The 12,499-nt window shown below is 72.6% G+C and carries 11 protein-coding genes and 1 pseudogene; 10 read left to right on the top strand and 2 right to left on the bottom strand.

Annotated elements, in window-relative coordinates:
• Positions 1-620: pseudogene (locus ABD324_RS06435) on the top strand (2-oxoacid:ferredoxin oxidoreductase subunit beta); the annotation flags it as partial.
• A gap of 49 nt (positions 621-669) precedes the next feature.
• On the opposite strand, the gene ABD324_RS06430 reads toward ABD324_RS06435, so the two are convergent.
• Complete coding sequence (locus tag ABD324_RS06430) at positions 670-1,887, bottom strand: CaiB/BaiF CoA transferase family protein (RefSeq protein ID WP_344413362.1); 1,218 nt, start codon at positions 1,885-1,887, stop codon at positions 670-672.
• A gap of 199 nt (positions 1,888-2,086) precedes the next feature.
• Between ABD324_RS06430 and ABD324_RS06425 the strand changes: the two genes are divergently transcribed.
• From ABD324_RS06425 to ABD324_RS06385, 9 genes are all read left to right on the top strand, one after another.
• Positions 2,087-3,253, top strand: coding sequence for a thiolase family protein (locus ABD324_RS06425; RefSeq protein WP_344413360.1), 1,167 nt, complete (start codon positions 2,087-2,089; stop codon positions 3,251-3,253).
• A complete protein-coding gene (locus ABD324_RS06420) occupies positions 3,250-3,642 on the top strand; it encodes a Zn-ribbon domain-containing OB-fold protein (RefSeq protein WP_344413358.1) in 393 nt (130 codons plus the stop codon). Before ABD324_RS06425 ends, ABD324_RS06420 begins: the two co-directional genes overlap by 4 nt.
• A 26-nt stretch (positions 3,643-3,668) precedes the next feature.
• Complete coding sequence (locus ABD324_RS06415) at positions 3,669-4,811, top strand: CaiB/BaiF CoA transferase family protein (RefSeq protein ID WP_344413356.1); 1,143 nt, start codon at positions 3,669-3,671, stop codon at positions 4,809-4,811.
• Complete coding sequence (locus tag ABD324_RS06410; RefSeq protein WP_344413354.1) at positions 4,808-5,575, top strand: crotonase/enoyl-CoA hydratase family protein; 768 nt, start codon at positions 4,808-4,810, stop codon at positions 5,573-5,575. Before ABD324_RS06415 ends, ABD324_RS06410 begins: the two co-directional genes overlap by 4 nt.
• Positions 5,576-5,691: 116 nt before the next feature.
• Positions 5,692-7,440: a class I adenylate-forming enzyme family protein gene (locus ABD324_RS06405; RefSeq protein WP_344413352.1), complete on the top strand. Its 1,749-nt coding sequence runs from the start codon at positions 5,692-5,694 to the stop codon at positions 7,438-7,440.
• The gene (locus ABD324_RS06400) at positions 7,437-8,339 is read left to right on the top strand and encodes an enoyl-CoA hydratase-related protein (RefSeq protein WP_344413350.1); all 903 of its coding nucleotides are present in this window, start codon (positions 7,437-7,439) and stop codon (positions 8,337-8,339) included. Before ABD324_RS06405 ends, ABD324_RS06400 begins: the two co-directional genes overlap by 4 nt.
• The gene (locus ABD324_RS06395; RefSeq protein WP_344413349.1) at positions 8,339-9,517 is read left to right on the top strand and encodes an acyl-CoA dehydrogenase family protein; all 1,179 of its coding nucleotides are present in this window, start codon (positions 8,339-8,341) and stop codon (positions 9,515-9,517) included. The genes ABD324_RS06400 and ABD324_RS06395 overlap by 1 nt, the downstream gene beginning before the upstream one ends.
• 5 nt (positions 9,518-9,522) lie before the next feature.
• Entirely contained in the window at positions 9,523-10,632 is a 1,110-nt protein-coding gene (locus tag ABD324_RS06390; RefSeq protein ID WP_344413347.1) for an acyl-CoA dehydrogenase family protein, read from the top strand.
• Positions 10,633-10,636: 4 nt separating this feature from the next.
• The gene (locus tag ABD324_RS06385) at positions 10,637-11,548 is read left to right on the top strand and encodes a cyclase family protein (RefSeq protein ID WP_344413345.1); all 912 of its coding nucleotides are present in this window, start codon (positions 10,637-10,639) and stop codon (positions 11,546-11,548) included.
• 52 nt (positions 11,549-11,600) lie between these two features.
• Here ABD324_RS06385 and ABD324_RS06380 read toward each other — a convergent pair whose 3' ends face one another.
• On the bottom strand, positions 11,601-12,482 hold the full coding sequence (locus ABD324_RS06380) for an NmrA family NAD(P)-binding protein (protein ID WP_344413343.1): 882 nt from the start codon (positions 12,480-12,482) through the stop codon (positions 11,601-11,603).
• Positions 12,483-12,499 lie beyond the last annotated feature (17 nt).

Raw genomic sequence — 12,499 nt, 5'->3', positions numbered from 1 at the left:
GGAAGATCACCAAGTCCACCCCCATGGGCTCGGTCGACCACCCCTTCAACCCCATCTCCCTCGCGCTGGGCGCCGAAGCCAGCTTCATCGGCCGCGCCCTCGACAGCGACCGAAAGGGCCTCACCGAGGTCCTCGGCGCCGCCGCCGCCCACCGCGGCTCCGCGCTGGTGGAGATCTTCCAGGACTGCCCCATCTTCAACGACGGCTCCTTCGACCTCCTGCGCAAACCCGAGACCAAGGACCAGCGCCTCGTCCCGATCCGCCACGGCGAACCCATCGTCTTCGGCCCGGAAGACAACCGCCAGGCCGTGATCCAGAACGGGTTCCGCCTCGAGGTCGTCCCCGCCGCCTCGGTCGACCAGTCACAGATCGTGGTCCACGACCAGACCAGCCACGAGCTCGCCTTCGCGCTCTCGCGACTGTCCGACCAGGACCTCACCCACACCGTCACCGGCATCTTCACGGGCGTCGACCGCACCACCTACGACGACGCCGCCCGCGCCCAGGTCCAGCAGGCCAAGGACAGGGTGGGCGGGGAAGGCGCGGCGAACCTCCAGGCCCTGCTCGACGGCCGCGACACCTGGACGATCGGGACCCCGGAGCCCGATGTGTCGCGCTAGTCGTCGCTGACGGGCATCGGGGTGCGGGCCGAATCCGAGTGGTGCACAGCTACTCCGCCGGAACCGGCTCGACGAAGGAACGCACGACGCCCGCGCCCAGCATGTCGTCGATCTCCTCGGCCGTGAAGCCGTGCTCGGCCAGGATGTCCTCGGTGTCCGCGCCTGCCAGCGGCGCCATCGAGCGGGGCGATCCCTCGCTGATGGGCAGGCCGGCGAGCCCGGGGATCGGCACGGGGATGTCGATCCCGGGCTGCCGCAGGTGCGCGAACAGTCCCTGCTCCGCGACGTGCGGCTCCCGGAGGAAGGTGAGCGAGTCGTTGATCGGCGCGCACATGATCCGGTGCCGGGTGAACCGTTCGGCCCACTCCGCGCTGGTTCGGGCCAGCAGCAGCTCGCCCACGAGTGCCCGCAGCTCCGCCGAGGCGCCGGTGTGCGGTTCGGGGGCCCGCAGGGCGTCGTAGGGGCGGAACCGGTCGGCGACCAGGCGTTCGTCCTCCCCGAGGGCGGCACGGAACCGCGTCCACTCGGCCTCGTTGAGGGCGGCGACGAAGATCTCGCCGTCCGAGGTGCCGTAGTTGCCGTAGATCGCGGGCTGCGGGGCGAGCCGGCCGTCGTGCAGTAGCCGCTCGTGGAGGGAGTGCAGGTCGAGCCAGGCCGCGGCCTGCAGCAGGGTGAGATCGAGATAGGTGCCGGTGCCGTGGACCCGCTTGTCGTACAACGCCGCCGAGAGAGCGGAGAAGGCGAACAGCGCCGCGGTGAGGTCCACCGGGATGGTGATCAGCCGGTGCGGTCCGTCGAGGAAGGTCCCGTGCTCGGCCATCAGGCCGCCGTACGCCTGCAGGACCGGATCCATCGCCGGGCGCTGTGCGTGCGGCCCGGACTGGCCGAAGCCGGAAACCGACGCGTAGACGATCTCGGGGTTGAGCGCGGTGACGGCCGCGTGGGAGAAGCCGAGCCGGTCGATCACGCCCGGCCGGTAGGATTCGACGAACACCGACGCGTCCGCGACCAGCCTCCGCAGGACCTCGGCGCCGCGCTCGGACTTGAGGTCCACGCAGATGCTGCGCTTGCCCATGTTCCCCGACACCGTGACCCCGGTGTTCCCGCCGGGGATCCGCGCCGTGGCCCGCAGCCAGTCGCCGCCCGGCGGCTCGACCTTGACCACGGTGGCGCCGTACTGCGCGAGCATCATCGTGGCCAGTGGACCGGCGATGCCCTGGCTCAGATCGACGACCACGACACCCTCGAACGGCAGGCCCTGAGTCATGTGACCCTCCGGATGACTGGGGAGTGGCCACCGTACGAGACAGGATCCGATAAGTCTACTATTGGATTCAAATGTGCTAGCGTCACCGCGTGCCTCACGGTCGGCCGGTGCGCGGACGAACGAGGTGTGCACGACGAGTCGTCCCGGACCGCGGACGCCGGCGCGTCCAGAGGCGCCGATGACAAGACAGGGACTCGCGATGGATGCTGCGATCGTCGGCCTCGGGATGACCGAGGTCGGCCGTGTGTACGGCCGCAGCGCGCCCGACTTCGCCGCGGACGCGGTGCGCCGGGCGGTGGCGGACGCCGGCCTCGTCCTCGCCGATGTGGACGGACTGCTGGTCAGCTCCGGCACCACCCGGGACGTCGACGTCTCGCTACAGCGCCGGCTCGGCCTGCGTGACCTGCGGCTGCTCAGCGAGATGCAGAGCTTCGGCGCCACCGCCGGGGCGATGCTCGGATATGCCGCAGCAGCCGTGACCAGCGGCCTCGCCGAGGTCGTGGCCTGCGTCTTCGCCGACTCCCCGCGACAGCCGGGCGAGTCGGCCGGGGCTGCGTACGCCGCCCGCCGCCGGTTCGCCCTCACCGGTGCCCCCGCGCTGCGGACCGTCGCGGGAGGGAATCCGACGGTCCAGTACGCCCTCGCCGCCCGCCGTCACATGGAGGCCTACGGGACCACGAGCGAGCAGTTCGGTGCGGTCGCGGTCGCGCAGCGGAGGTGGGCCGCGCTGAACCCGCTCGCGGAGATGCGGGAGCCGCTCACCCTGGGGCAGCACCAGGCCTCGCGGTGGATCGCCGAGCCGCTGCACCTCCTCGACTGCTGCCTGGTGTCCAACGGCGGCGCGGCCGTCGTCGTGACCAGGGCGGATCGTGCGGCCGACCTGGCACAGCCGCCGGTGCACGTCCTCGGGGTGGGGCAGGGACATCCGGGGCATCCCGCCGCCCGCGGATCCGGTTTCGGCCTCACGACAGGCGCTGCGACCTCCGGGCCGGACGCGCTGCGGATGGCCGGGATCCGGATCGAGGACGTCGACATCGCCGAGCTCTACGACTGCTACACCTACACGGTCGTCGTCACGCTGGAGGACTACGGGTTCTGCGGCAAGGGCGAGGGTGGCTCCTTCGTCGCCGAGGGTCGCACCGCACCCGGCGGCCCGCTGCCGGTGAACACCGGTGGCGGCCAGCTCTCGGGCTACTACATGTGGGGCATGACCCCGTTGACCGAGGCCGTGATCCAGGCCCGCGGCCGGGGCGGCACGCGCCAGGTCCCGAAGCACGACGTGGTCCTGGTCTCCGGCAACGGTGGCGTCCTCGACCACCACTCGACCGTGATCCTGTCCCCGCATCCGCGGGAGGGACGACGATGACCGCGTTCGGGCCACCGATCGAGTCCGACGCCGCGACCGCCCCCTTCTTCGCCGCCGCCGCGAGGGACGAGCTCGTGCTGCCGCGCTGCGCGTCCTGCGGCGGCTGGTACCCGCCGGAGGTCACGATCTGTTGCGGCGCACTGGAATGGGCCGCTGCGGCGGGGCACGGCATCCTCGTGACCTGGGCGGTCGTGCACACCGCCCCCCATCCGGCGTTCGCCTCCCTGCTGCCCTTCCGCACCGCGCTCGTGGAGCTGGCCGAAGGGCCCTGGCTGCAGGTCCGGCTCGTGGGCCCGGGTGAGCCGGCAGCCGGGTGCCCCGTCCGCATCACCTTCGCGCACCCGGCCGAGGGTGCGTCCTACCCCGTCGGCACCCTGGAGGGACCGTGATCGCAACCGTGACCGACCGTCGACCGATGGCCGGGATGCGTGTCCTCGACCTCACGTCCAACGTGGCCGGCCCGCTCGCCGGCCAGGTTCTCGTGGACCTCGGGGCCGAGGTGATCAAGATCGAGCCGCCTGCAGGCGAGGCGGGCCGCAACATCCGCTCGACGATCCCCGGCCAGGAGGACCTGCGGCCCTATTTCCTTCCTCATCACCGGGGGAAGAAGTCGGTGGTCCTGGATCTGCGGAACGCGGACGACGTCGACCGGCTCCTCGCCCTGGCCGACACCGCGGACGTCTTCGTGCAGGGCTTTCGGCCGGGCGTCCTGGACCGGCTGGGGCTGGGGCCCGACGCGCTGCGCCGGCGCAATCCCGGGCTCGTCTACGCCTCGCTGTCGGCCTTCTCCGGACACGGCGAGCAACACCGCCGGCCCGGGATCGACGCGCTGATCCAGGCGGAGTCCGGCCTGCTCACCGGCTTGACGAGGGCGGACGGGGCACCGTCGCTGCCCGCGCCGACCGTGGTCGACGCCAGCAGCGGGCACGTGCTCGCGCAGGCGATCCTCGCCGCGCTGCTGGGGCGGGAGCGGCACGGCGAGGGGGACGTCGTCGAGGTCGCGCTCTACGACGTGGCGGTGAGCCTGCAGGCCCCTCACGTCACCCGTCAGCTGCACACCGCGCCGGAGCACGCCCATCTGACCGAGACCGGGCGCGCCTCCCTCGCGGTCGCCCCGTCCGGTCCCTTCCGCGCTGCCGACGGCTGGCTGATGCTCTTCGCCTACGTACCGAAGCACTGGAACCTGTTGGTCGAGGCGCTCGACCGCCCCACGCTGCGGACCGATCCGCGGTTCGCCGAGCAGGTCGAGCGCGCCCGGCACCCCGTCGAGCTGGCCGCGGCACTGGAGGAGGCACTCGCAGGGCACACCGTGGCCGAGTGGGTGGAGATCCTCACGGCGGCGGGGGTGATGGCCTCGCCGGCGCGGAGCTGGAGCTCGGTGATCCGCTCGGCGGCCTTCGTCGAGGCCGGGCTGGCGGTCACCGTGGGGGAGGGGGAGCGCACCGAGCTCGCCGTCCGCACGCCCGCCCGGTACCGGGGTTTCACCCCGGCCGGTGTCACCCCGACGCCGCGGCTCGGCGAGCACACCGACGAGGTGCTGGGAGCGGTGCAGGCGTGAGTGGGTGCGACGCGGTCCTGGTCGAGGAGGCCGACGGCATCCTCGTGATCACGATCAACCGGCCGCGGGTCCGCAACGCCGTGAACAGCGCGGTGGCGCAGGGGCTGGCCGCGGCGATGGACCGGCTCGACTCCGCTCCCGGGCTGCGTGCCGGGATCATCACCGGCGCCGGCGGCTACTTCTGTGCCGGGATGGACCTCAGGGCCTTCGGGGCGGGCGAGCGGGCGAGCGTCGAGGGACGCGGATTCGCTGGCCTGGTGGAACGGCCGCCGGACACCCCGCTGATCGCGGCCGTCGAGGGCCCCGCGCTCGGTGGCGGCACGGAGATCGCGCTGGCCTGCGACCTCGTCGTGGCCGCGGAGTCCGCGACGTTCGGGCTGCCCGAGGTCAAGCGCGGTCTCATCGCCGCCGGCGGCGGCCTGCTCCGCCTCCCCGGGCGGGCGCCGCACCACCTGGCGATGGAGATCGCGCTGCTCGGCGACCGGTTGACCGCGACCGCGGCGCATCGCTTCGGCATGGTCAACCGCCTGGTGCCGGACGGCGCCGCGCTGGGCACCGCTCGTGAGCTCGCTGCCCGAATCGCCGCGAACGGCCCGCTCGCCGTCGCCGCGACCAAGCAGGTGCTCACGGCCGGATGGGCCGCCGACGCCACCGGCTTCGCCCGGCAGGCGGAGCTCGCACACCGGGTGCGGACGTCCGAGGACGCGGCCGAGGGTGCACGAGCCTTCGTGGAGAGGCGGGCACCCGTCTGGAAAGGTCGGTAAGAATAGGATCCAAGATTGACTAAGCAGTATCCCAAAGGTTAGCGTTCCCCTGAAGTGAGGCGGCCCGCCGCGCGCGCACCGATGCGCCGTCCGGCCGGTCGCAAAGGAGTCGGCGAGTGAACGAGACCGAACGCCGCGCCGCGATCATCGCCCGGCTGACCGGCGGGGACGGCGAGTTCGCGCTCCGGCACGCCCGGGTCGGCGGTGTCGGGCAACCCGTCTACGAGTACGCCCCCGCGAGCCTGCGTGAGGTCGTCGCCGGAGGCGGGCGCTGGGGTGAGCGGCGCGCCCTGACCTACGAGGACGACCACCGCACCTGGGTGGAGCACCAGGAACTCGTGGACCGGTTCGCGATGCTGCTGGTCGACCGGTACGGGATCGGCAAGGGCGACCGGGTCGCCGTGGCGATGCGGAACTACCCCGAATGGATCGTGGCCTTCGCGGCCACGGTGAGCGTCGGCGCGGTGTGTGTGCCGCTCAACGCGTGGTGGACCGGCGCCGAGCTGGCGGGCGCCCTCGCCGACTGCGGGGCCCGGCTGCTGGTCGCCGACCGCGAGCGCACCGAGGCGGTCCAGCTCCGGCGCCGCGAGCTGCCCGCGCTGCGGGCCGTGGTGGAGGTCCGTCCCGGCGACACCGTGCGAGGTGACGACGAGTGGGCCGCGGTGCTGGCGGGGGAGCACCGCCGGTTCGACCCGGCCACGGTCCCGCTCGAGCCGGACGACGACGCGACGATCCTCTACACCTCCGGCACGAGTGGCCGACCCAAGGGCGCGGTGGCCACCCATCGCGCACACCTCACGACCCTGATGAACATGCGGGTCCACGCCCAGGTCGAGGCGGAGCTCGCGCGCGCCCGCGGCGAGGATCCGCCGCCGCCCCCCGAACGGCCGACGATGCTGGTCACGGGCCCGTTGTTCCACGTGGCCTACCTGCCGCGTGTCATCGCCGCCGCGACCACCGGGCTGCACCTGGTCCTCATGTACCGCTGGGATGCCCGGCGGGCGGTCGAGCTGATCGGGAGGGAGCAGGTCGACTCGCTCACCGCCGTGCCGCCGGTGGCCCGGCAGCTGCTGGACGAGATCGAACGGTCCGGCGTCCGGCTGCCGTCGCTGCGGACGCTCGCCACCGGCGGGGCACAGTCGACCGCCGCGCTCATCGGCCGGATCGGGAGCCTGTTCGGGGGCCGGACGGGCACCGCCACCGGCTACGGCCTCACCGAGACCACCGGCGCGATGATGATGATCGGCTCGAGGGACTACTTCCGCCGCCCGCTCTCCGTCGGCCGGGCGTTCCCGACCTCGCAGGTCAGGGTCGTCGGGCCGGACGGCGCGGACGTGGGCACGGACGAGGTCGGTGAGGCCTGGTTCCGCGGCCCGAACGTCGCCCGCGGCTACTGGAACCAGGACCCTGCGACCAGCACCGCGTTCACCCCCGACGGCTGGTTCCGCTCCGGTGACCTGGTCCGCCGGGACGCCGAGGGCTTCGTCTTCATCGTCGACCGGATCAAGGACGTCGTGATCCGCGGCGGCGAGAACGTCTACTGCGCCGAGGTGGAGGAACGCCTCGGCGACCATCCCGGTGTCGAGGACGTCTCCGTCGTCGGTGTGCCCCATCCGCACCTCGGTGAGGAGGTCGCCGCGGTCGTGCAGGTGCGGCCCGGAGCGGTCGTGACCGCCGAGGACCTGCGCGCGCACGCCGGGCTCCACCTCGCACCGTTCAAGGTCCCCACCCGGTTCCTCATCGGGTCGGACCCGTTGCCGCGCAACGCCGCGGGCAAGGTGCTCAAACGGGAGCTCCGCACCCGCATGGACAACCTCGGCCCAGCCGGCCCGGCCGGGCCCCTGACCAGATCGGACCGCTCGTGAGTACCACAGACCCCGAGCCGGCGTACGAGGAGATCCTCTACGCGGTGGCGGACCGGGTGGCGACGGTCACCCTTAATGTCCCGGACAAGCGCAACCGGCTGAGCTACCTGATGCGCCGCGAGATCATCCACGCGTTGCGCACCGCCGAGGCGGACGACGACGTGGCGGTCGTGCTGATCCGGGCGAACGGGCCGTCGTTCAGCGCGGGGTACGACCTCTCGACGGGCCCGAAGACCAGCGGCCGGCAGGACGGCAGCTACTACCGCGACGACGGGATCCGGCCCGAGCGCTGGGTGGACGCGGCCGAGTTCGACGGGTGGACCGACCAGTGGGCGCGCAGCTGCGTGCGCGACTGGTACACGGTCTGGGACCTGCTCAAGCCCGTCGTCGCGATGGTGCACGGGCACTGCGTGGCGGGCGGCACCGAGCTGATGTCGATGTGCGACATCGCCTTCGTGGCCGACGACGCCCGGATCGGCTACCCGCCGATGCGCGGGATGACCAGCCCGGACGTGCCGTACTTCCCGTGGAAGATGACCATGGCGCACGCCAAGTACCTCCAGCTGACCGGCAACTCGGTCACCGGCGCCGAGGCCGCGCGGATGGGCTGGGTCGTGAAGTCCTTCCCCGCCGAGCGGCTGGAGGAGGAGACGCTCCGCGAGCTGCGCGCGATCTCGTCGATCGCCCCGGGGTTGCTGGCCGCCAACAAGCACTCGGTCAACCAGGCCTACGAGATCCAGGGCATGAAGACGCACTTCGACCAGTCCTGGTCCTGGCACTCCTTCAGCGGCAACTTCCGGCCGGGCGCGCGTGGCTTCCGCGAGCGGCTCGACGCCGGTGGGCTGCAGGCCGCTCTCGACTGGCGGGACGGCGCCTTCCGGGCCGAGGGATTCGTCTGATGGCCGACACCGACCTGGTGATCGGCAGGGTCGAGGAGCTCCTCCGCGACCACCCGCCCGCGACCACCGCACGTCGCGACTTCCTGGGGGCGCAGTTCGAGGCCGGGCTGGCCTGGGTGCACTTCCCGGAGGGCCTGGGCGGTCTGGGGGTGGCGCCACAGCTGCAGCGAGAGGTCGTGCTGCGGTTGGCCGAGGCGGGCGCTCCCGACGGTGCCGGGACCAACCGGCTCGGCTACGCGATGGGTGCCCCGACGGTCGTCGCCTGGGGGGACCGCGCGCAGCAGGAGCGCTACCTGCGGCCGCTGTTCGTCGGCGACGAGCGCTGGTGTCAGCTCTTCTCGGAGCCGGGTGCCGGCTCGGACCTCGCGGGCCTGACCACCCGCGCGGTGCGCGACGGCGACGACTGGATCGTCAACGGGCAGAAGGTCTGGAGCTCGATGGCGACGATCTCGGACATCGGGATGCTGATCGTCCGCACCGATCCGGACCTGCCCAAGCACCAGGGCCTCACCTACTTCCTGCTCGACATGCGCGCGCCCGGCGTCGAGGTCCGGCCGCTGAGGCAGATGACCGGTGAGGCCGAGTTCAACGAGGTCTACCTCACGGACGTCCGGGTCCCCGACCCGGCGCGGATCGGCGCACCCGGGGCGGGCTGGAAGGTCGCCATGACGACGCTCATGGAGGAGCGCGTCCTGTTCAACCGGGAGCGCGACGAGAAGGGCCCGACGGACATCGCGCTCGAGCTGTACCGGCGCCGGGAGCGGGACGCCGGGCAGCGCACCCGGATGATCGAGCTGTGGATCCGGGGCCGCGTCCAACGGCTCAACACCGTCCGTGCCGCCGCCAACCGGACGGACGGCATCCCCGGTCCGGAGGGTTCGATCGGCAAGCTGGTGTACGCCGAGCTGAACCAGGACGCCCTGGAGCTCTGCCTCGACCTGCTCGGCGACGAGAGCCTGCTCTACGACTCCTACGAGCCCGTCGCCTACACCGAGGAGTCGTTGCGGCGCAGCGGAGAGGCCGATCTGCGGCGCCGTTTCCTGCGCTCGCGGGCCCAGACGATCGAGGGCGGCACCTCGGAGATCATGCGCACGATCCTGGCCGACCGGGTGCTCGGCCTGCCGCCCGAACCCCGCGGCGACAAGCACCTCCCCTTCTCGCAGATACCTCGGGGCTGACACCGATGAGCAGCAGCGATGCCCGCGAGGACCTCCGTCGGGAGGTCCGCCGGTTCCTGGAGCGGCGGTCGACCGAGGCGGACGTCCGCCGGTTGATGGCGGATCCCGAGGGGTACGACCGCGAGGTCTGGACCGTGATGGCGGGCCAGCTCGGCCTGCAGGGGATGGCGCTCCCGGAGGCCCACGGCGGTGCCGGGTTCGGCTACGAGGAGCTGTGCGTGGTGTTCGAGGAGATGGGCCGGGCCCTGCTGCCGTCTCCCTTCCTCGCCACCATCGCCCTCGCCGCGAACGTGCTCCTCGAGAGCGGGGACCCCGCGGCGTGCGAGCGCTACCTGCCCGCCATCGCGAGTGGGGAGCTGGTCGCCACCCTCGCGCTCGGCGAGGAGGAGGGCGGCTGGGACGACACCGCCGTCCGGATGCGTGCCGAGCCGGACGGCACCGGATGGACGCTGACCGGGGTGAAGCGGTTCGTGCCCGCCGCGCACGTCGCGAACCTGCTGCTCGTCGTCGCGCACACGGCGGACGGGCTCTCGCTCTTCGCGGTCGAGCCACCGGCGGAGGGGTGCACGGTGGAGGTCGAGCTGACCCTGGACCTGACCCGGCCGCTCTCGCTCGTCACCCTCGACCGGGCGCCGGCGGTGCTCGTCGGGCGCAGCGGACAGGCGTGGGACGGTGTGCGGAGGGCGCTGCGGTTCGCCGCGGTCGCCCTGGCGGCGGAGCAGGTCGGTGGCGCGCAACGGGTGCTGGAGATGACCGTCGACTACGCGAAGGTCCGGCACCAGTTCGGCCGGCCGATCGGGTCCTTCCAGGCCGTCAAGCACAAGCTGGCGGACATGCTCGTCGCCATCGAGTCGGCCCGGTCGGCGGCGCAGGACGCCGCACGGGCCGTTGCCCAGGGCGATCCCGAGGTCGAGCTGGCCGCCTCCGTCGCGAAGGCGGTCTGCTCGGACACGTTCACCCGGGCGGCCGCGACGGCGATCCAGCTGCACGGCGGCATCGGCTTCACGTGGGAACATCCCGCACAGCTGTACTTCAAGCGGGCCAGGAGCAGCGAGTTCCTGCTGGGCACCCCGGGTCACCACCGTGACCTGGTCGGCCGGTCGATCGGAGTCTGAGCAGATGGAGCGTTTCCGCGAGGTCGGCCGCCGGCTGAGCAACTGGCACCGCTGGGGGCCGGACGACGAGCTGGGCACCCTCAACCTCATCACCCCCGAGACCGTGGTCGCGGCCGCCGGGCTGGTCCGGACCGGCCGGATCTTCGATCTCGGCATCCCCTTCGCCCCGGACGGGCCGCAGCCGGGCGGTGGCCGGATCAATCCCGTCCATCTCATGCGGGACACCGGAGCGGGCCAGGTCTACCCGGGCGGGATGCACTTCGCCGACGACTACATCTTCATGCCGCTGCAGGCCGCGTCGCAGTGGGACGGGCTGTCCCACGTCTTCTACGACGACCTGCTCTACAACGGCTATCCGGCGGCGGAGGTGGGCCCGCGCGGGGCCGGGAAGCTGGCGATCGACAAGTTCGGGAAGGGCATCGCCGGCCGTGGGGTGCTGCTGGACATCGCCCGGCTCAAGGGCGTCGACCGGCTCGAGCGCGGGTATGCCATCACGCCGGCGGATCTCGACGCGGCCGCCGACGCCCAGGGAGTGCGGGTGGGGCCGGGGGACATCCTGCTGATCCGCACCGGCTGGCGGAGCCTGTTCACCACGACCGGGGACGCGAAGGCCTTCATGGACGGCGAGCCGGGCATCGGGCTGGCCTGCGCCCAGTGGCTGTACGACCGGGACGTGGCGGCGCTGTGCTCGGACAACTGGGCGATCGAGGTGCTGCCCGGCGAGGGGGACGAGAAGTTCGCCGTGCACTGCGTGCTCATCCGGGACATGGGCATGCCGCTGGGCGAGATCCTCGACTTCGAGGAGCTCGCCGCGGACTGCGCGCTGGACGGGGTCTACGAGTTCCTGTTCTCCGGCCCGCCGATCAAGTTCGTGGGCGCGGTCGGGTCCCCGGTGAACCCGCTCGCCATCAAGTAGCCGCACGGGGTGGCGGCGGTCGCCCGGCGACCGCCGCCACCCCGCGATGCGGTCAGCCGACGCCGCGGGCCCACTCCTCCAACGAGGTCGGCCGCAGGCCGAAAGCCCGCAGGTACTCCGGGAACGCCGGCGCGGGGTGCGCGCTCAGGTAGCCCTGGGACTGCTGGAACACCTCCGGCAGCCCGTCTGCGATCGCGGCCGTCCGGCTCTGCGGCAGGGTCAGCGACCGGCCCCAGACCCGGGACAGGGTCGCGACGGCCTCCCGCAGAGCCAGCCGGTCGCCCGCCAGCTCCAGCTCGACGGCGTCGAATCGCCGCGGGTCGGCGAACGCGGCGGCCGCGGCGGCCGCAATGTCCGCGACCGCCACGAAGGCCTGCGGCACGTCGATGTCGTAGCCCACGAGGATCTTCTCGGTGGAGCCCGGTGCGTAGAAGTACGAGGGCGCCAGGAAGTTCTCCATGAAGGCGGACGGCCGCAGGATGGTGGTCGACGCGGCTCCGGCGTCCCGCAGCGCGTCCTCGGTCAGGGTCTTGACCCGGAAGGCGTGGCCGACGAATGGGCCCCAGCGGTCCTCGTCGATGATCCGGGTCGCACCCGACGCCGACGTGTGCACGATCTGCGGCACGCCGGCCGCCGTGGCCGCCGTGGCGAGGGTGCGGGCGCGCTCGATCTCGGTGTCCCCGCCCAGGTTCGTGAAGTCCGGCGTCTGGACCGAGAAGAGGCCGCGGGCCCCGTCGAGGGCGGGCTTGAGCGACTCCGGCTGGTCGAGGTCGCCACGGACCAGCCGCACGCCGAGATCGGCCAGTGCCCGCGCCTTCGCGCTCGTGGGTTCGCGGACCAGCGCGTGGACCGGTGTCCCGGCCGCGACGAGGGCTCGGGCCACGGCACCGCCCTGTTGCCCTGTCGCGCCCGTGACCAGGACGAAATCGCTCATGATCGTGCTCCTCACAA

It is taken from the genome of Pseudonocardia ailaonensis (assembly GCF_039531635.1).
GTDB classification, from domain to species: domain Bacteria; phylum Actinomycetota; class Actinomycetes; order Mycobacteriales; family Pseudonocardiaceae; genus Pseudonocardia; species Pseudonocardia ailaonensis.
This window is presented reverse-complemented; position numbering and strand designations above follow the sequence as displayed.

Excerpts from the sequence above, each read along its gene's own strand:
- ABD324_RS06395 (WP_344413349.1), top strand. The coding sequence starts at position 8,339 with ATGGCCGACACCGACCTGGTGATCGGCAGGGTCGAGGAGCTCCTCCGC.
- ABD324_RS06425 (WP_344413360.1), top strand. The coding sequence starts at position 2,087 with ATGGATGCTGCGATCGTCGGCCTCGGGATGACCGAGGTCGGCCGTGTG.
- ABD324_RS06420 (WP_344413358.1), top strand. The coding sequence starts at position 3,250 with ATGACCGCGTTCGGGCCACCGATCGAGTCCGACGCCGCGACCGCCCCC.
- ABD324_RS06430 (WP_344413362.1), bottom strand. The coding sequence starts at position 1,887 with ATGACTCAGGGCCTGCCGTTCGAGGGTGTCGTGGTCGTCGATCTGAGC.
- ABD324_RS06415 (WP_344413356.1), top strand. The coding sequence starts at position 3,669 with ATGGCCGGGATGCGTGTCCTCGACCTCACGTCCAACGTGGCCGGCCCG.
- ABD324_RS06380 (WP_344413343.1), bottom strand. The coding sequence starts at position 12,482 with ATGAGCGATTTCGTCCTGGTCACGGGCGCGACAGGGCAACAGGGCGGT.
- ABD324_RS06385 (WP_344413345.1), top strand. The coding sequence starts at position 10,637 with ATGGAGCGTTTCCGCGAGGTCGGCCGCCGGCTGAGCAACTGGCACCGC.
- ABD324_RS06390 (WP_344413347.1), top strand. The coding sequence starts at position 9,523 with ATGAGCAGCAGCGATGCCCGCGAGGACCTCCGTCGGGAGGTCCGCCGG.